This is a genomic window from Chryseobacterium sp. VAUSW3, assembly GCF_002205795.1.
In the GTDB taxonomy this organism is placed as follows: Bacteria; Bacteroidota; Bacteroidia; order Flavobacteriales; family Weeksellaceae; genus Kaistella; species Kaistella yananensis.
Genome location: NZ_NIUY01000001.1, coordinates 70,722 through 88,712, shown reverse-complemented (window position 1 = coordinate 88,712; position 17,991 = coordinate 70,722). Strand labels below are relative to the sequence as shown.

At 39.4% G+C, this 17,991-nt stretch carries 15 protein-coding genes; 8 read left to right on the top strand and 7 right to left on the bottom strand.

The features are described from left to right. Positions 1-49 precede the first annotated feature (49 nt). On the top strand, positions 50-1,975 hold the full coding sequence (locus tag CDW55_RS00385) for a M1 family aminopeptidase (RefSeq protein ID WP_088467771.1): 1,926 nt from the start codon (positions 50-52) through the stop codon (positions 1,973-1,975). Positions 1,976-1,979: 4 nt separating this feature from the next. Here CDW55_RS00385 and pheA read toward each other — a convergent pair whose 3' ends face one another. The 3 genes from pheA to CDW55_RS00370 are packed head-to-tail and all read right to left on the bottom strand — an operon-like array spanning position 1,980 to position 5,162. Beyond that, positions 1,980-2,819 carry a prephenate dehydratase gene (pheA, locus tag CDW55_RS00380; protein ID WP_088467770.1) on the bottom strand — a complete coding sequence of 280 codons (840 nt, stop codon included), beginning with the start codon at positions 2,817-2,819 and terminating at the stop codon, positions 1,980-1,982. After that, on the bottom strand, positions 2,816-3,352 hold the full coding sequence (locus tag CDW55_RS00375; RefSeq protein WP_088467769.1) for a hypothetical protein: 537 nt from the start codon (positions 3,350-3,352) through the stop codon (positions 2,816-2,818). The genes pheA and CDW55_RS00375 overlap by 4 nt, the downstream gene beginning before the upstream one ends. A 49-nt stretch (positions 3,353-3,401) precedes the next feature. Then, positions 3,402-5,162 carry a discoidin domain-containing protein gene (locus tag CDW55_RS00370; protein WP_088467768.1) on the bottom strand — a complete coding sequence of 587 codons (1,761 nt, stop codon included), beginning with the start codon at positions 5,160-5,162 and terminating at the stop codon, positions 3,402-3,404. A gap of 206 nt (positions 5,163-5,368) precedes the next feature. Here CDW55_RS00370 and pepE point away from each other — a divergent pair, with 206 nt between their 5' ends. Continuing rightward, complete coding sequence (pepE, locus tag CDW55_RS00365; RefSeq protein ID WP_088467767.1) at positions 5,369-6,061, top strand: dipeptidase PepE; 693 nt, start codon at positions 5,369-5,371, stop codon at positions 6,059-6,061. Here the strand turns inward: pepE and CDW55_RS00360 are convergent. Next, the gene (locus CDW55_RS00360) at positions 6,058-6,474 is read right to left on the bottom strand and encodes an acyl-CoA thioesterase (RefSeq protein WP_088468643.1); all 417 of its coding nucleotides are present in this window, start codon (positions 6,472-6,474) and stop codon (positions 6,058-6,060) included. The two genes, pepE and CDW55_RS00360, sit on opposite strands and share 4 nt — an antisense overlap. A gap of 133 nt (positions 6,475-6,607) precedes the next feature. On the opposite strand from CDW55_RS00360, the gene dnaA reads away from it, so the two are divergent. The 4 genes from dnaA to CDW55_RS00340 all read left to right on the top strand — a co-directional run bounded on the left by dnaA (position 6,608) and on the right by CDW55_RS00340 (position 9,758). Beyond that, on the top strand, positions 6,608-8,062 hold the full coding sequence (dnaA, locus tag CDW55_RS00355; protein ID WP_088467766.1) for a chromosomal replication initiator protein DnaA: 1,455 nt from the start codon (positions 6,608-6,610) through the stop codon (positions 8,060-8,062). Between the two features lie 88 nt (positions 8,063-8,150). Further along, positions 8,151-8,612 carry a low molecular weight protein-tyrosine-phosphatase gene (locus CDW55_RS00350; RefSeq protein ID WP_088467765.1) on the top strand — a complete coding sequence of 154 codons (462 nt, stop codon included), beginning with the start codon at positions 8,151-8,153 and terminating at the stop codon, positions 8,610-8,612. A 6-nt stretch (positions 8,613-8,618) separates the two neighbouring features. Then, complete coding sequence (locus CDW55_RS00345) at positions 8,619-9,317, top strand: SAM-dependent methyltransferase (protein WP_088467764.1); 699 nt, start codon at positions 8,619-8,621, stop codon at positions 9,315-9,317. A 63-nt stretch (positions 9,318-9,380) separates the two neighbouring features. Next, on the top strand, positions 9,381-9,758 hold the full coding sequence (locus CDW55_RS00340) for a hypothetical protein (protein WP_088467763.1): 378 nt from the start codon (positions 9,381-9,383) through the stop codon (positions 9,756-9,758). A 47-nt stretch (positions 9,759-9,805) separates the two neighbouring features. Here CDW55_RS00340 and CDW55_RS00335 read toward each other — a convergent pair whose 3' ends face one another. The 3 genes from CDW55_RS00335 to metG all read right to left on the bottom strand — a co-directional run bounded on the left by CDW55_RS00335 (position 9,806) and on the right by metG (position 13,293). Then, positions 9,806-10,210 (bottom strand): hypothetical protein, encoded by a 405-nt coding sequence (locus tag CDW55_RS00335; protein WP_088467762.1) that lies wholly within the window; start codon positions 10,208-10,210, stop codon positions 9,806-9,808. 52 nt (positions 10,211-10,262) lie between these two features. Beyond that, a complete protein-coding gene (locus CDW55_RS00330) occupies positions 10,263-11,138 on the bottom strand; it encodes a DUF4349 domain-containing protein (RefSeq protein ID WP_088467761.1) in 876 nt (291 codons plus the stop codon). Between the two features lie 121 nt (positions 11,139-11,259). Next, entirely contained in the window at positions 11,260-13,293 is a 2,034-nt protein-coding gene (gene metG, locus CDW55_RS00325; protein ID WP_088467760.1) for a methionine--tRNA ligase, read from the bottom strand. 334 nt (positions 13,294-13,627) lie between these two features. Between metG and CDW55_RS00320 the strand changes: the two genes are divergently transcribed. After that, entirely contained in the window at positions 13,628-16,396 is a 2,769-nt protein-coding gene (locus CDW55_RS00320; RefSeq protein WP_088467759.1) for a SusC/RagA family TonB-linked outer membrane protein, read from the top strand. 12 nt (positions 16,397-16,408) lie between these two features. After that, the gene (locus CDW55_RS00315; RefSeq protein ID WP_088467758.1) at positions 16,409-17,974 is read left to right on the top strand and encodes a RagB/SusD family nutrient uptake outer membrane protein; all 1,566 of its coding nucleotides are present in this window, start codon (positions 16,409-16,411) and stop codon (positions 17,972-17,974) included. The last annotated feature ends 17 nt before the right edge of the window (positions 17,975-17,991 follow it).

The following is a 17,991-nucleotide window of genomic DNA, read 5'->3' as shown; positions in this document are numbered from 1 at the left end:
CTGGCTGATTGTCAGGTGTTTTTTTTATCTTTAAATTAAATTTCGTGTGATGAAAAAGATTTATTTTTTAATGATTTTCCTTCTTTTCTCTATTCAGATTCCGGCGCAGTTTATTTCGGAAAACAAAGATTTGATGAGCAAGGAAATGGGCAGATATCAGCGGATGATTGATTTTAATGTTAACCCCAATACTTTAAATTATGATCTTCAATATCAAAGAATGGAGGTGTTTTTGGATCCGGCGGTTTTTCAGATTTCAGGCACGGTAACGTCTCACTTTTTGACAAACCAGAATATGTCTTCAATTTATTTTGATTTTACCAATCTTTTGCCAGTTTCAAAAGTTACATATCATGGTACAGATCTTAATTTTCAGCAGTTAACGACCAAAGAACTGAAGGTCGATTTTCCGGCTTCACTTCCATCAAATACGCTGGATTCTCTTACGATACACTATTCCGGTGCGCCCGATAATTCCGGAAGAACGTCTTTTTATATGGGAACGCACGACGGAAGCCCGGTTTTATCAACGCTCTCGGAACCTTACGGCGCGCAGAACTGGTTTCCGACAAAACAGAGCATGAACGACAAAATCGACCGTTTCGATATTAAAATTACCACACCCAACCAATACAGCGTTGCATCAAACGGCAAACTGATGTCTGAAACTTTGCTTCCGGATAACAAAAAACTTACCTTCTGGCGAACCAATTATCCCATGGCGGCTTATCTGGTAGCATTTTCGATCGGTAATTTCAATAAAATTAATGATGTCATCGGAAATAGCAGTTTTCCTTTTGTGAATTATCTTTATCCGTCGACCAATGCTAATTCTGGAGTGATGGATAATATCGAATGGACTAAAACCGCAATGACTTTATTTGAAAATCATTTCGGAACTTATCCTTTTGCCGCCGAAAAGTACGGTCACATGGAATTTGCGGTAAACGGCGCTGCAATGGAACATCAAACGATGTCGTCGATGAATTCTTTCGCGAAATCTACCATCGCTCACGAACTTGCACACCAATGGTTTGGTGATAAAATAACCTGTGGCGCCTGGAATGACATCTGGCTTAATGAAGGTTTTGCAACCTTCGGGGAACACTTGGTCAATGAAAAAAAACTGATGACCCACTCTGAATTTATGAATTATCTCGCGAACCAAATGAACGTTATCACAAGTCAGCCAAACGGAAGTGTGTATGTTGACGACAGCGATTTGGCGAATATTCCGGTGCTCTTCAGCGGAAGACTTACCTATGTGAAAGGCGGCTATGTTTTGCGGATGATGAAGTGGATTTTAGGTGATGAAGCGTTTTATCAGCTTCTGAAAGATTATGCGGCAAATCCTGCTTTTGCTTACAGTTACGCGAAAACCGAAGATTTCAAAAATCAGATTTTGGTTTCCACAGGAAGAGATTTCACTGGTTTTTTTAACGACTGGATTTACGGAGAAGGTTATCCAACGTACACCATTAAATGGAATCAGTCTGCAAATCTGGATATGAATTTTTGGGTTTCGCAAACGCAAAGTGACCCGTCTGTAAGTTTTTTTGAAATGCCTCTGCCTGTAAAAGTTACCGGAAGTAATGGTGAAACCGCTTTTTTGGTATTAGAAAACACATCAAACGCACAGTTATTTTCAAAACCATTGAATTTTCAGGTAGTAAATGTTGAATTCAATTATGAAAAACAAATCATCGAAAAAAACTCAACGGTAGTTTTTGATGATGCTTTATCCACGGAATCGGTTTCGGAAAATGAGGTGATGCTCTTCCCAAATCCAGTGAGTGATAGGTTGAATATGAAAGGAATCAAAAAAACTTCTGATTTTGAAATTTTTTCAACCGATGGAAAACTGATCAGAAAAGGCAAATACAGCCCTTCCCAAACTATTGATGTTTCCAGGTTAAAAGTGGGTGCTTATTTTCTGAAAATCAATGCTAAAAGTTTCAAATTCGTGAAGGAATAAAAAATTAATCCTCCAGGATATACTCGTTATAATGCCCGATGAATTTTACGTCTGCGCCAAATAACCGGAGCTCTTCAAGAGCATTTTCTGATAAAACGGGATGCCATTCGCTGGCTACATTGATAAAGAAGAAATAATTGCCCAGGTTTTTTTTCATCGTGCGGCTTTCAATTTTGGAAAGGTTCATTTTCCGCCAGGCAAAAACAGATAACACCTGATGCAAGCCTCCGGCATGATCTTCCGGAAGTGTTACCAGAAGCGAAGTTTTTTCCGAACTTTTAGGGAAATTGAGATTTAAAGAGGTTCTTTTTTTAGAAATTATGATGAATTTGGTGTGATTTTGCTCAAAATCCTGAATGTTTTTGTGGATGACCTTCAAGCCATATAATTTCGCCGCGTAGGAATTGGCAATTGCGGCCCATTTTTCCTGAGGGTTTTCAGAAACCAGTTTTGCGGCAGCTGACGTAGAGCTGTAGTCCTGGGTCAGCGTATTTTTATAGTGATTGAATCTGAAATGAAATGTTTGAGCCAAAGCCTGTGGATGCGAAATGATTTTAGAGAAATCTTCGTTTGCGGGATGCATCATCAGCTGGTGCGAAATCGGCATTATGGCTTCGGTTTGGATGAAAATGTTTTCGAAATCATACAGATAGTCCAGTGTCATGGATACGGTTCCTTCGATAGAATTTTCAAGCGGCACCACCGCTTTATCAACGTCACCGTTTTTCACTGCATTGAAACAGTCTAAAATACTCGATTCCGCAATCAACTCGTTTTCGGGGAAAATCTGTGATGCGGCGAGTTGGGTAAAGCTTGCCTGTGGACCGAGGTATGCAATCTTCATTTCAGGATTACGTTTTTAATGTTACTTCTGTTCTTGGGATTAATTTTTATTCCACCGGTTCTTTTTACAATTCCGCTGCGTTCTTCTTTTGTTAAAGTCCAGATGTTGAGGAAATGCTGTCCGTTATCATCAATAATTTCAGTCTCTATAATTGCGTTTTTCAGTATTTTAATATGGTTACTCTTCACTAAAATTCTGTTGATGTAAACCGCATTAGATTCCTCCAGGCGATGCTCCATGTTCATCTGATAGAGTAAAACGGTTGGAAGCGTTGAATTGTTTTTCAGCGTAATATCGATAATTCCTTCGGTGCTGAAATTGCTGAAAGGAGAAAGCTTATCAGGTAAATTATCGGATTTGTAAACGCTTACTGATGAGATTTCTGCTGAGGTAAATGCTTTCAGCTGTGCCTCATTCGCGATCATACCATCAACCACATACAGTGGAAAAATTCCTGCAGTTTGTTTTAAAGAATTTTGCTGTGCGAAGCAGAAAACGGAGAACAGGATCAATAGGAGGAGAAAATTTTTCATAGAACAAATGTAGAAATTGTAATGGAAGAACGTGAGATTTAGCGATTAATTATTCTGATTTAAAAACTTGCGACCTTTCTGAAATGCCATTGTTATTAAATGCTTCGATTTGAAAATAATAAGCATCCGTGCGGTCGGCACCAGTGAAAAAATATTCGTTTTTACCGTACACCATAATGCTTCCGTATAATTTATCCGGGGTTTTGCCAAAGTAAATCATATATCCGTCCGCTTTTTCGTTTTGTTTCCACTTCATCCAGATGCTTCTTCGTTCGCCAAATTTTTTCGGATCAGCGCGTAGCGGAACAAAATTTTCAACTTTAGCGGGTTTTTCGCCACCACCTTTTCCGAAAACTCTGAAACCGCTTAACGCAAATTTGCCGGTGGGCATTTTTAGATTTTCCATTTTTAAAAATCTTGCTTTTGCAGGTTTTTCCAGTTCGATATAATCGTGCGGAACATCGGTGTTGTTTTTGCTTTTGTCGACTAAAATCTTCCAGTTTTTGCCGTCATTGGAGCTGTAAATTTTATACTGATGCATTTTACCTAAAGTTTTGCCCATAAATTCTGCATCCTGGTCTGCGTAATTGATCTGAATTGCATTAATGGTAGAAATTTCGCCCAAATCGGTCTGGAACCACTCTCCGGAATTTCCTGTTTTTGCAGACCAATAGGTTTTAATGTCTTCGTCTACCGCAAAATTAGGCTGATAACCTCCTAAAGTTGATGAGGCAGAAACTGGTTTCTGGTAATTCAGCAGCATCCATCCGGTGAATAAACCTTTGGTGAAATCCTTACCCTGTGCAAATTCGGGAATATAGGTAGGGTAGTCGCCGTAGGCCGTGTTGCTGTACATTACATCATCATTATCGAACCCGGCCGGCCAAATGCCCAGCCGTCTTTCAAAATTGTTTTTGGTAGAAATAAAAATGGTGGACACATGCCAGTAATTTCCGTAATTATCCTGAAAAGTCGCGCCATGGCCGGCGCCACGGGCAAAGCCCCCAGGTTTGTAAGAGAAGGGGTTGTGCTGTTGGTATTCGTAACCTTCCAATGGGTTTTTAGATACATATACTCCGTCTGCGTATCCGCTGAATTCGGTAGCGGGCGCGCCGTACTGCATATAGTATTTGTCCTTGTATTTTGTTACCCAGGCTCCTTCTACAAACGGTTGCAGGAACACATTGTCGTTATATTCGCCAAATCTTTCCCAGCCATGATCTTCGGGTTTTAAACGCAGGATGGGTTTTACGTAACCTTCGGACTGAAGATTTTTCACTTTCACTTCAGTTCCCAAAAGCGGCCATTCGTTGCTTGATCCCCAATAGAGATAAAGTTTGTTTTTATCTTCATCATAATGAAATGCAGGGTCCCAGGCGCCTACTTTTAAGGTATCGACTGCAATTTGCCACTCATTTTTTGTAGGATTGGTCGATTTCCAGATCGGGAAATCTGATTCCCACGTGGAACCGTAAACATAAAGTGTATCCTTCATCACCCATGCAGCAGGTGCATTGAGGTCGTGAATATATTTGTCGTCGCGCAGGAATTTTCGGGACACGAATTTCCAGTTCAGCATATCATCGCTGTGCCAGTAGCCTTCCTGATTGGTTGAGAAAAGAAAAAGTTTTTTCTGAAAATTTACGATCACGGGATCTGCTGTAGCACGGTGTTTTCCCTGTTTTGAAAATACTTCAAATGGTGTATACCCGTAATCGATATTTATGGGATTGCAATATGTTTTTTGTTGGCCAAAACTGAAATTCATCAGAAATAAAAGAATAACCCCTAACGGAAAGCAATATTTCATAGAAAATTTTTAAGGAAAAATTCAAAGTTAAGTATTAAACCTAAGAAAACGGAACATAAAATAAAAATCCGCACTCGAAAGCACGGACTTTTTCATAAATGAAAAAATTGAATTTTAAGGTTATGCTTTTACTTCCGCATTTTTTCTCCTTTTTAAATATTGAGGAAGCGTTTTTTTTGGAATTAAATAATTTATAAGTTTGCGCTATGAATATTATCCTTGCTTCAACATCGACGCTCTTCGGAGGTAATTATCTTGAATATTTAAAGCCAGAAATTCAAAATCTTTTCAGCGAAACCAATGAAATTATCTTTGTGCCGTTTGCAAGACCTGGCGGAATTTCACACGAAGAATATACCAAAAAAGCTCGCGAATTTTTCACTCAAATTAATATAAAAGTAAAAGGCCTGCACGAGTTTGAAGATAAAATTGAAGCGGTAAACAACGCAAAAGGGATTTTCACCGGCGGAGGTAATACTTTCCTTTTAGTGAAAACGCTTCATGAAGAAAATCTCATGGAAGTTTTAAAAGAAAATGTTGAGAACGGAACGCCTTACCTTGGCTGCAGTGCCGGTTCGAACATTGGCGGACTGAATATGAAAACCACGAACGACATGCCGATTGTTTATCCGCCAAGTTTTGAATGTATGGGACTTGTTCCGTTCAACATCAATCCGCATTATCTGGATCCGAATCCGGATTTGAAACATAACGGCGAAACTCGCGAAACGAGAATTAAAGAATTTCTCACCCAGAACAATACTAAAGTTGTAGGCCTGCGGGAAGGTAACTGGATCCGGAAAATTGGGCAGAAAATTACTGTGGAAGGTAAAGAATTAACCCGTATTTTCGAGAAAAATAACGAACCGTACGAAATTGCTCCCGGTACAGAACTTTAAGCGGGTTCTGCCCATCTTTTTACAAGAAGATCCATTAAAAAATCCGGACATTTTATCACTTTGTTCTTTTTGGCGTCGAGAAAAAAGAGGGTGGTTTTTGCTTCCGTAATCTTTTCTTTAGAACTGTTATAAATTTCATATTCAAATTCAATTCGCACGCCTGGGAGTTTTTTGATGTAGGTATGGATTTCGAGAATTTCATCATATAAACCAGGCTTCAGATACTTAATGCTGAACTCCGAAACAGGTAACCAAATGCCCTGATTTTCAATCTCGTCATAAGGAATTCCGAGCTCCCGAAAAAGTTCGACTCTGGCCACTTCCAGGTACTCCGCATAGTTGCCGTAATAAACGTATTTCATAGGATCTGTTTCTCCGTAACGTACTCGTAATGAATGTGTTGTGTGTATCATTTTAAGACTTAAATCAATCATACAAATATATTTTTAAATAACCAATAGCACAAAAATTTTTTTATCATAATTTAAAATTCGATATTTGTCTTCCCACTAAAATTAAACACTTGCAGGTAATTGCAGAACGAAAATGAATGAAAATTTAACTCTTATTTGGGAAAAGTGTCTCCAGTTCATGAGGGATAACCTCAACGCAGCAGAAGACAATACTGACCTTAAAAAACTCGAAAACTCGTTTGATTTACTTTTCGACAATGTGCAGCCGGTATCTTTGGTGAATAATAACCTTACCCTGTTAGTACCGAGTGATTTTTACAAAGAATATATTGAGGATAATTACTTATCCCTGCTTTCTGCTGCGCTGAAAAAAAATCTAGGAAAAGGAGTTAAGCTTTGGTATTCCGTCATGGAAAACAAGCCCAGCGGTCAGGAAAAACCCATTACCATGAATGTAAAGGGTAAGAGTATTGCGACGCCAAAAGTACAGGAAACGCTTCCGCCTTCATTTTCTGCAAATCTCATCAACCCTTTTGTAGTTCCCGGAATGAAGAAGGTGAATATCGACTCTAACCTGAAAGCCGATTTTTCTTTTGACAATTATGTGGAAGGCGAAAGCAATAAATTTGCTGCCACAGTAGCAAAATCTATCGCCAAAAGACCGGGCGCAACTGCCTTCAACCCGCTGTTTTTATATGGAGGTTACGGAGTAGGGAAAACCCACTTGGGCCACGCTGTTGGTCTTGAAGTGAAAAATGCTTTTCCGGACAAAGTGGTACTTTATTTATCTTCAGAAAAATTCATTCAGCAGTTTGTATCTGCTGCGAAAGCTCATAAACAGACCGAATTTGCGAATTTCTACCAAATGGTTGATGTGCTGATTATCGATGATATTCAGTTTCTTTCCGGTAAGAAATCTACGCAGGACAGCTTCTTCCATATTTTCGATTATCTGCACCAGAACGGCAAACAGATTATCTTAACTTCAGATAAAGCGCCGGTTGATATTCTCGATATTCAGGATCGTATTGTTTCCCGATTCAAGTGGGGACTTTCTGCAGAAATTAAATCTCCGGATTTCGATACCAGAAGAAAAATCATCGTTGATAAGCTAAGCCGCGACGGAATTGTTTTAACGGAAGATATGCTCGATTTCCTTGCGTCTGAAGTAAAAACCAACGTTCGTGAACTGATCGGTGTTATCAATTCAGTAATCGCGTATTCCACGATTTATAAATCTGAGTTGAGTCTTGAACTTTTAAAGGAAACCATCAATAAAATTGCAGCCAACCAGAAAAAGGTGATCAATATTCCTTATATTCAGGAAGTGGTTTGCGAATATTTCGGCATCCAGAGAGAGCAGCTTTTATCGAAAACCAGAAAAAGAGAAATCGCTTTGCCAAGACAATTAGCGATGTATTTCGCCAAGGAGTTTACCAATGCCACCTTCACCAAAATTGGCGAGGAAATGGGCGGAAAAGACCACTCAACTGTAATGTACGCGTGCGATACGATAAAAGACGTATCTAAAATCGATAAAGAACTGAAAAAGTACGTAAAAGAACTTACCGAAAAAATTAAACAGTAGATTTGCCATATATTAATAATAAAGAAGAGAAGGGGTTTTTTGAATTCCTTCTTTTTTTATTTTAAATTTGAATCTGTAAAGAAAGCCTATGAAAATCCTTGTTGTATGTCTCGGCAATATCTGCAGAAGTCCGCTTGCTGAAGGTATTTTAAAATCAAAACTGCCTGAAAATTTTGTAATCGATTCGGCCGGAACCATTTCCCTTCACGAAGGCGAACATCCCGACAAACGCGCGATTGAAACTGCCGAAAATCACGGAATTACGATTGGAAAACAGCGGTCGCGACCTATTACCAAAACAGACTTAGAAGATTTCGATAAAATTTACTGCATGGATTTAAGCGTTTATGAAGATGTGATTTCGATGGCAAAAAACGAAGAACAGCAGAGTAAGATTTCTCTTTTTTTGGAAGCGGCAGAAATTCCCGAGAACAATTATGAAGTTTTCGATCCCTACTGGAGCGGTTTGGATGGTTTTGAAAAAGTTTATCAGTTGCTGGATCAAGCCTCCGAAAAGATTACATCAAAGCTCCTTAACAATCAAAATTAATTCTAAATGCTTTTCCTAATTCCCGCTTACCTTTCCGAAAATTCACCCATTGCATATTTCGCGCCTGCAATTAAAGAATATATCCTGAAGACCGATTATTTCTTCGTAGAAAACGAAAAAACCGCCAGAAAAGTCATTAAGTTTTTTGCACCTGAAAAAAAGCAGGCTGATCTAAAGCTCTTTCTTCTCGATAAATATTCTGAATCTGCAGATTTAAAGGAAGCTCAGAAATTAATGAAAAACGGTCAGGATTTCGGTTTACTTTCTGAAGCCGGACTCCCGTGTATCGCCGATCCGGGAAATCTTATGGTAAAATGGTGTCACGAAAATAACATCAAAATTATTCCGATTAATGGGCCTTCTTCGATTATTTTGGCATTAATTTCAAGTGGTTTTAATGGTCAGGAATTTACGTTTCACGGGTACCTTCCGATTGATAAGTCTGAGAAGAAATCACGAATTCAGTATCTGGAAAATCAGGTTCAGAAAACGGGCTATTCGCAGATTTTCATGGAAACTCCGTACCGGAACAATCAGCTTTTTGAAGATCTGTGTAAATTCCTCGCACCGAATACGAGGCTTTGTATCGCGGCCAATATCAATGATCCAATTGAGGAATTTATCAAAACGCTAAGCATCAAAGACTGGCAGAAAAACAAGCCGGAACTTCATAAAATTCCCGCTGTTTTCGTTCTGGGTAAATAGTTTAACTTCCTTTAACAGCGTGTTTGCATTGTTATTGAAGCTGACTTACGAAAATAAATTATTATGTCAGATAAAAAATTAGCAGGTCTTTGGCTCGATCAAACCAAAGCAGTAGTGGTGAAAAATCATGATGCGCAGAATGCCTTTAAATTTTTTCTTTGTTCACCTGTGAAAGCTGTTGTACAGCACGGTAATTCCAGCGAGAATGCGGGCAATAACGCGGAACAAACCAACAAGGCAAAATACTTTAAGGAAATTGCCCATCTTTTAACCAATTCCGAAGAAGTATATGTTACCGGTCCCGGTACGATTCAGGAAGAACTGAAAAGTTTCCTTCATGATACGGCACAATTCAAAAACCTTAAAATTACCCTGGATACCGCTCAGCAAATGAGTGACGAACAGGTTCTGGAAACAGTGAAAAAACATTTCGGTGAATAATCCGGAAAAGATGATAAAAAAAGCGGCCAAATTACTGACCGCTTTTTTTATTTTTTATAATGGTAAGAATATCCATCGTTGGAATGATCGCCGAGGTAGAGGTTTGAAGAGTCGATACCGTCAACAAAAACGTCGGGGTAATTCGAGAAATCGATAAACAGTTTTTCTTTGTGTTCATTTGGCGTAACTTCTATTAAAAGGTTGTAAGTTCCTTCGCTCACCGTTGCACCATTTTCTTTAACGGTATATATATAGGTCTCTGTAAAAGTGATGGTACGCTGAATTCCGGTGCTTGACGGAGTGTCATTAATATTTCCGATTCCGCCTGTTGTAGCTGCCCAGTCCCAGGTTCCTACAAACTGTTCGTTCGAGAGCTCATCTTCTCTTGTTCCGCAGGCTACAGCAGCGAAGAGTGCAGATAAAGAAAGTAAAAGGATATTTATTTTTTTCATGATGTTCATTTTAAACAACAAAATTACAATTTTTTAATCCGGTTTATATTTTTCAGCTTTCATTATTTGGATGAGAAGAATCATTAACAGCAGTTTTTTTACGGGCCCGCCATTTTCGGTAAAATATGATGAAAAAAGGCGCGAGGATAAAGAACGGCCAAAGGGAAATAAGACCCAGTACAAAACTTACAAAAATATTCCAGCCCTGTGCGACGGAATCTGAAAATCTGCTTCCAAAACCGATTTTAGATGTTACAGAACTTCTGGGTTTTTCTTTAGTGAGGCTTAGGCGCAGGGTGCTGTAGTTTACTCGGTCGTCAATGAAACGGAGTCTGCCTTCTGCAACATCAATCTCGTCTTCAAGTTTGCGGATGTTTTCTTGGATTTCGAGCATGTCTTTTGTAGTTGCTGCATTCTTCAGCAGATCGCGGTATTTTTCCAGATAAATCCTTTTGTTTTCAAGTTTTATGGCTACATCGGTATATTCTTCAGTCACATCTTCAGAGGAAATATTTTTATATTCAACTGCGCCAATACCCTCTGAAAAAGAAGAGATCAGCTGATCGAAATTCTGATAAGGAACACGGATTACGAGATCCAGTTCTTCTGAAATTTCTGTATTCCTGAAGGTTTCGCTTTGGGTGTATGCATTTTGTTTTTTCAGGATGCCGTCTACTTTCAGTTTAGCATCGTTAATATTGGCAACAGCTATTCCCATTTCCCCGTTTTTAATGATCTTTTTAGCAATTCTGTCATTTTTGGCTGGAGCACTATCTGGCTTTACAGAAGCTGATTTTTGGTTAGCAGCGGCGTCTTCCGGAATCACTTCCATGAGAGAAGCGTTTACCTCAGTATTTACCGCATAAGGATCAGTTTTTGAACAGCTGATGATGCTAAATAGAGCGAAAAATAGGGTGGATATTTTCATTTTGAAATAGAAATTGGATTTGTATTTATAAATGTATAAAAATTTAAAGTTGCTGAGATCATTTTAATAAATAAGACGCACAGAAAAGTGCGTCTTATTTTTTTGAAGAATATGATTTGTCTTACCCGATTTCGACACCGTTTTCTACGGTTTCATCCGGCGTTACAAATACCAGTTTTCCATCAGCGTTGTTGGTTAAAAGTAACATTCCCTGAGATTCTATCCCGCGGATTTTTCTCGGCGCCAGATTCAGTAGAATCATGACCTGTTTTCCCACGCATTGTTCCGGAGTGAAACTTTCTGCAACTCCTGAAACCACGGTTCTTACATCAACGCCTGTATCTACGGTAAATTTCAATAATTTATCCGCTTTTTCCACTTTTTCAGCGGTAAGAATGGTGGCTGTTCTTAAATCTATTTTCGTGAAATCATCAAACTGAATTTCGTCTTTCATGGGATTGGCTTTTGGATTTGTTTTTTTGTTGGATTCTTTCGTGTTTTCTAGTTTCTGAATTTGGAATTCAATCGTTTCGTCTTCAATTTTCGAAAACAGTAATTCCGCAGGATTGATCTGGTGACCGGTTTTAATAAGGATTTTCTCGCTTGCAATCTCTTTCCAGTTCAGCTGAGAAACGTTAAACATTTTAAGTAATTTTTCTGAACTGAAAGGCATAAACGGTTCTGAAATCTGCGCCAGACCAACCGCAATCTGTGCCGCTACAAAAAGGGAGTGTGCTGCTTTTTCGGGATGGTCTTTGATGGTTTTCCACGGTTCTTCGGTCTGAAGATATTGGTTCCCGAATCTTGCCAGATTCATCATCGCAGAAAGCGCATTTCTGAATTCGAAATTTTCAAGGAAATTTTTAATTTCAGCAGCGGCTTTTGTGATTTCTGCAAGTTCTGGAGCGTTTACCTCGCCTTCCGGAACAATTCCGTTATAATATTTGTGGATCAGCACGGCAACTCTGTTGATGAAGTTACCGAAGATTCCTACGAGTTCTGAATTATTCTTGGTCTGGAAATCTTTCCAGGTGAAATTATTGTCTTTGGTTTCCGGTGCAGAAGAAAGAAGTGCATATCTCAAAACGTCCTGCTGTCCTGGGAATTCTTCAACATATTCGTGTGCCCAGACTGCCCAGTTTCGGGAAGTTGAAATTTTATCGTTTTCAAGGTTTAAAAACTCAAACGCCGGAACATTGGTTGGCATAATATAATCGCCGTGAGCTTTCATCATCGCTGGGAAAATTATACAGTGGAAAACGATATTGTCTTTGCCGATGAAGTGTACAAGGTCGGAATTTTCATTCTGCCAATAGTCTTTCCAGTTTTTGCCGTTTTTTTCGGCCCACTCCTGTGTGAAAGAAATATAACCAATCGGTGCATCAAACCAAACATAAAGTACTTTTCCATCAGCATCCGGCAATGGAACGGGAACGCCCCAATTGAGGTCTCTGGTCATTGCGCGCGGTTTTAAACCGTCATTCAGCCAGGATTTTACCTGTCCGTAAACGTTGGGTTTCCAGTCGTCTTTATGACCTAGAATAATCCATTCGTTCAGGAAGTTTTCGTACTCATTTAATGGGAGGTACCAGTTTTTCGTTTCCTTTAAGACGGGAACGTTTCCGCTCAGCATCGATTTCGGGTTGATAAGTTCAGAGGGCGAAAGGGTAGAGCCGCATTTTTCGCACTGGTCACCGTACGCACCGTCGTTGCCGCAATTCGGGCAGGTTCCCACGATATATCGGTCTGCAAGAAATTCATTTGCCTGTTCGTCGAAATACTGTTCTGAAATTTCTTCTGTGAATTTTCTCTTATTATATAGGGTGGAGAAAAAATCCTGGCTTACTTCGTAATGTTTTTTAGAAGTTGTTCTGGAGTATTCGTCGAAGGAGATTCCCAGATCACTGAAAGATTTTTTAATGATTTCGTGGTATTTGTCTACAATATCCTGCGGCGTTACTCCTTCTTTTTTTGCGCGGATGGTAATCGGAATGCCGTGTTCATCGGATCCGCAGATAAAAGCGACCTCTTTTTCGAGTCTTCTCTGAAATCTGGCGTAAACATCGGCAGGAATATAAACTCCGGCCAGGTGGCCAATATGTACTGGGCCGTTTGCATAAGGCAAAGCCGCTGTAATCATCTTTCTCTCTGACATATTCTTCTAATAATTTGTGCAAAGATACGCGATATCCACTTTAATTGAAAATATTGGTGCCTGATTGCATAATCGGAAAAGTGGTGAAGGTATTAGATAAACACATGTTTAACTTTCTGTTAAAGTTCAAAGTCTCATTAGTGAGACAATAGAACTGTTAAATCACAATGAATCAACTGTTTAATAAAAGTGTGATCTGTTAATATATGATAAATCTCAGATATAATTAACTATTTTATGATAATTTTAATAATAATTGAAATTTTGTTTAAATTGCAATGCTTCTTCAATGGAGAAGAGATGTATTGAATATTAATCCTTAAATTTTATTTTTGTGAGAAACTATACTAAAGTTTTGAAAATTGCGCCGGCTTTTTTATTGGCGGGCACAATGTTACACGCACAAACTACGGATTCGGTTAAAACTGCCGATATCGAGCAGGTTGTACTGATTGGTTATGGTAAGCAAAAGAAAGAGGACCTTACGGGTTCTATTGCTTCGATTACTGCAAAAGATTTCAACGGTGGTTCTACTTCTGCTGATCAACTGATTCAGGGTAAAGCACCGGGTGTTACTGTTACAGGAAACGGAGGTAATCCTGGTGCAGGTTCTACCATCAGAATCAGGGGTGGAGCCTCATTAACAGCAAGTAATGATCCTCTGATCGTAATTGATGGAATTCCGATGGATTTTGGTGGTGTTTCCGGAGCTTCTAACGCACTTGCACTGATTAACCCAAATGATATTGAAAGTTTCTCGGTGCTTAAAGATGCATCTTCTGCTGCAATTTACGGTAACAGAGCTTCTAACGGGGTAATTCTTATTACAACCAAGAAAGGCTCTTCCGGCAGATTGAAGGTTAATTTCACGACTACCGCTTCGGTTTCTACAAAAATGGGAAATCTTGATGTATTAACTGCAGATGAGTTCCGTGCATTCGTTATGGAAAATGCTTCGCAGAATTACATCAATAAATTAGGAAATGCCAATACCAACTGGCAGGATCTCATTTATCAGGAAGCCTGGGGAACTGATAATAATGTGGCTATTTCCGGAGGAATTAAGAAATTACCTTACCGCTTATCCCTGGGATATAATGAGCAGAACGGTATCGTAAAAACCAATGAGTTCAGAAGAACATCAGTAGGTTTAAACCTGACCCCGAAATTATTCGACAACCACTTAAGCATCACAGCGAACGTAAAAGGTTCCATGACGGAGAACCGTTTCCCTGCCGGCGTAATTGGTGCAGCGCAGTATTTTGATCCTACGCAGCCTATCTACGACTACAGTGCCAACGGTAATTTGGTAAACAATTATTTTGAATGGTGGTTACCGAACAGTGACGGAACTCCTTCACAGAATATCAACGTGAACGCTACCAGAAACCCACTTGGTTCACTTTACGGAAGAAGAGATGTGTCTACCGTTTTCAGAGGGATCGGAAGTTTGCAGCTGGATTATAAATTCCACTTTTTACCAGACCTGCACTGGAATGTTAATGGTGGTTACGACTACCAGAAAGGTACCGGTGCTGTAACAGAATATCCTGGATATGCTGGTATGATCGCATCAAACAACGTAAGTACAAGAAGAGATTACACGCAGGAGAAGACCAACAAGTTATTGGATACCTATTTGAATTACGTAAAAGATATTACTGCAATCAATACCAAAGTTGATTTAATGGCAGGATACTCTTACCAGAATTTCCACGATCTTGTTCCCTCTGCTACAACATTTTTTGGTAATGCAACCAAACCGCCGGTAACCTCCAATAATTATGAAGGTAAACTTACGCTTCTAGGTTTCTACGGAAGAGCAATCTTTACTATTGCAGACAAGTATATCGTTAATGGGTCTATCCGAAGAGATGCTTCATCCAGATTCTATAACGGAACCGATGACTTAACGAATGTTTGGGGAACCTTCCCGGCAGTTTCTGTGGCATGGAAAGTTAAAAATGAAAGCTTCCTGAAAGAGGTAAACGCAATAAGCGACCTGAAACTTAGAGCAGGTTGGGGTGAAACCGGCCAACAGGAAATCGGAGGTTACTACTTATCTTTCCCTTCTTATAATATTTCTGAATCTACTGCTCAGTACGGATTTGGGGATTCATTCTACTTCATGTACAGACCAACTCAGTATAACCCAAATCTTACCTGGGAGACTACAAGAACAGTGAATGCAGGTATTGATTACGGTTTCTGGAACAACAGAATTTCCGGATCTATTGACTGGTTCAGAAAAAACACTGTGGATCTGTTGGCAAATGTTGGGGTTCCTGCAGGGGAGTTCAGTAACAGAAACAACAAGAATATTGGTGAAATGGAGACTGACGGTATTGAATTCCTCATCAATGTAACTCCTGTTAAGAGAGAAAACTTTACCTGGGATTTTACCTTCAATGCGGCTCATTACAATCCTAAAATCATTTCTTTCTCCGATCAGATTCAGGAAGGTTATATTATCCCAACCGGAGGAATTTCCGGAGGAGTGGGTAACAACGTACAGGGACATTCTGTAGGATATACGCCAAGCAGCTTCTATGTTTATCAGCAGGTTTACGACACCAACGGAAAACCATTGGATGGCGTTTATGTTGACCGAAACGGTGACGGAAAAATTACTGCACAAGGCGATAAGTACTTTTACAAGTCTACTACGCCGGATGCGACATTTGGATTCTCTACCAAGTTTGTGTACAAAAACTGGGATTTCTCTACCTCTCTTAGAGCGGTAATCGGTAATTATGTTTACAATAACTTCGCGTCACAGTCGAATGTGCAAAGTATTGCAACGAACGAATATCTTCAGAATATTTCAAGTACTACCGCAAATTATGGTTTTGCAACACCACAGTATTGGAGTGATGCTTTCGTAGAAGATGCATCTTTCTTAAGAATGGATAATCTTTCATTAGGTTATAATTTCGGGGATATCTTCGGCGGATCCAGTAACCTTAAGGTTTACGGTATGGCGCAGAATGTTTTTGTGGTAACAGATTATTCCGGTGTAGATCCTGAAATCTTCGGTAATATTGATAATGGATTCTACCAAAGACCGAAGGTATATTCATTAGGGCTTAACTTTCAATTTTAATAATTTAGAAAAATGAAAAACTTCAGAATAAAAAGACTATCAATCATTGCAGCTTTCTTAGGACTTTCGCTTACGGCAAGCTCTTGTGTTGATGATTTAAGACAGGAACCGATCACCGAAATTACGTCGGCAAGCCTATATAAAGACTTTGGGAACTATAAAAACCTTCTGGCGAAACTTTATGGTGGTTTAGCTGTGGGTGGCCAGGCCGGTGGTGACGGTAACGGAGATATCGCAGATATCGACGGTGGTTTCTCTAACTACATGCGTTTGCTGTATACTCTTCAGGTAATCACAACAGATGAAGCGGTAATCGGATGGAATGATGGTACTCTGCACGAGTTTCACAAAATGATCTGGACGCCAACAAATGAGTTCAACAATGCGATGTATTATAGACTTTATACTGAAATCGCGTTCTGTAATGAATTTATTAAGAATACGACAGACGAAAAACTAAGTCTGAACGGAATTACAGGTCAAAACCTTGAAGATGCTAAAGTAATGAGAGCTGAAGCGAAATTCCTCAGAGCTCAGACTTATTATCACCTTCTGGATCTTTACGGAAATGTACCGTTTGTTGATGAAACTACTTTCGGAACCGTACCAAAGCAAATTAAGAGAGCAGAACTTTTCAGTTATGTTGAATCTCAGTTACTGGAGGTTGCCAACGAACTGAAAGCTCCTAAAACGAACGAATACGGAAGAGTTGACCAAGCTGCCGCATGGAGTTTGTTGGCTAGACTTTATTTGAATGCTAAAGTGTACACTGGTGCTGAAAAATATGGCGAAGTAATCACTTATACTCAAAAAGTAATTTCTGCAGGATATGCACTGAATTCATCTTATGAAAATCTTTTCCTGGCTGATAACAATGTGAATAACCCTGAGAATATTTTCTCTGTCGTGTACGACGGGGTAAAAACTCAAACCAACGGTGGAACTACCTATTTAGTACATGCCGCGATTGGTGGAACAATGAATCCTGCTGAGTTTGGTGTCAACGGAGGCTGGGGCGGTATCAGAACCACGAAAGCACTTGTTAATAAATTTGAAGCAAATGATAAAAGAGGCCGATTCTACAAAGACGGACAAACTCTTGAAATCAACGATTTAGGTAACTTTAATGATGGCTATGCCTTCATTAAATACAAAAACGTGAAGAGTAACGGAACCCCTGGAATTCACGATAACTGGGTTGAAACAGATTTACCGGTTTACAGACTGGGTGATATTTATCTGATGTATGCTGAAGCTACCGTAAGAGGTGGTGCAGGAGGAAATATGGCCACAGCAATCGGTTATGTTAATGCATTAAGAGCAAGAGCAAATGCTTCGCAGATTTCAGTTTTAGACCTTAACTTTATTCTTGATGAAAGATCAAGAGAACTATCCTGGGAAATGACCAGAAGAACAGACCTTATCCGTTTCGGTAAATTTACTTCTTCTGCTTATCTGTGGCCTTGGAAAGGTAATGTAAAAGACGGAATCGCAGTTGCTGAATACCGAAACCTGTTCCCAATTCCGAACAACGATCTGGTTGTAAACCCGAATCTTGTACAAAACCCCGGTTATTAATACCTAATTTAGCAATA

Excerpts from the sequence above, each read along its gene's own strand:
- CDW55_RS00330 (WP_088467761.1), bottom strand. The coding sequence starts at position 11,138 with ATGAAAATATCCACCCTATTTTTCGCTCTATTTAGCATCATCAGCTGT.
- CDW55_RS00350 (WP_088467765.1), top strand. The coding sequence starts at position 8,151 with ATGAAAATCCTTGTTGTATGTCTCGGCAATATCTGCAGAAGTCCGCTT.
- CDW55_RS00340 (WP_088467763.1), top strand. The coding sequence starts at position 9,381 with ATGTCAGATAAAAAATTAGCAGGTCTTTGGCTCGATCAAACCAAAGCA.
- dnaA (WP_088467766.1), top strand. The coding sequence starts at position 6,608 with ATGAATGAAAATTTAACTCTTATTTGGGAAAAGTGTCTCCAGTTCATG.
- CDW55_RS00315 (WP_088467758.1), top strand. The coding sequence starts at position 16,409 with ATGAAAAACTTCAGAATAAAAAGACTATCAATCATTGCAGCTTTCTTA.
- CDW55_RS00370 (WP_088467768.1), bottom strand. The coding sequence starts at position 5,162 with ATGAAATATTGCTTTCCGTTAGGGGTTATTCTTTTATTTCTGATGAAT.
- CDW55_RS00345 (WP_088467764.1), top strand. The coding sequence starts at position 8,619 with ATGCTTTTCCTAATTCCCGCTTACCTTTCCGAAAATTCACCCATTGCA.
- CDW55_RS00335 (WP_088467762.1), bottom strand. The coding sequence starts at position 10,210 with ATGAAAAAAATAAATATCCTTTTACTTTCTTTATCTGCACTCTTCGCT.
- pheA (WP_088467770.1), bottom strand. The coding sequence starts at position 2,819 with ATGAAGATTGCATACCTCGGTCCACAGGCAAGCTTTACCCAACTCGCC.
- CDW55_RS00360 (WP_088468643.1), bottom strand. The coding sequence starts at position 6,474 with ATGATACACACAACACATTCATTACGAGTACGTTACGGAGAAACAGAT.
- metG (WP_088467760.1), bottom strand. The coding sequence starts at position 13,293 with ATGTCAGAGAGAAAGATGATTACAGCGGCTTTGCCTTATGCAAACGGC.
- pepE (WP_088467767.1), top strand. The coding sequence starts at position 5,369 with ATGAATATTATCCTTGCTTCAACATCGACGCTCTTCGGAGGTAATTAT.
- CDW55_RS00385 (WP_088467771.1), top strand. The coding sequence starts at position 50 with ATGAAAAAGATTTATTTTTTAATGATTTTCCTTCTTTTCTCTATTCAG.
- CDW55_RS00375 (WP_088467769.1), bottom strand. The coding sequence starts at position 3,352 with ATGAAAAATTTTCTCCTCCTATTGATCCTGTTCTCCGTTTTCTGCTTC.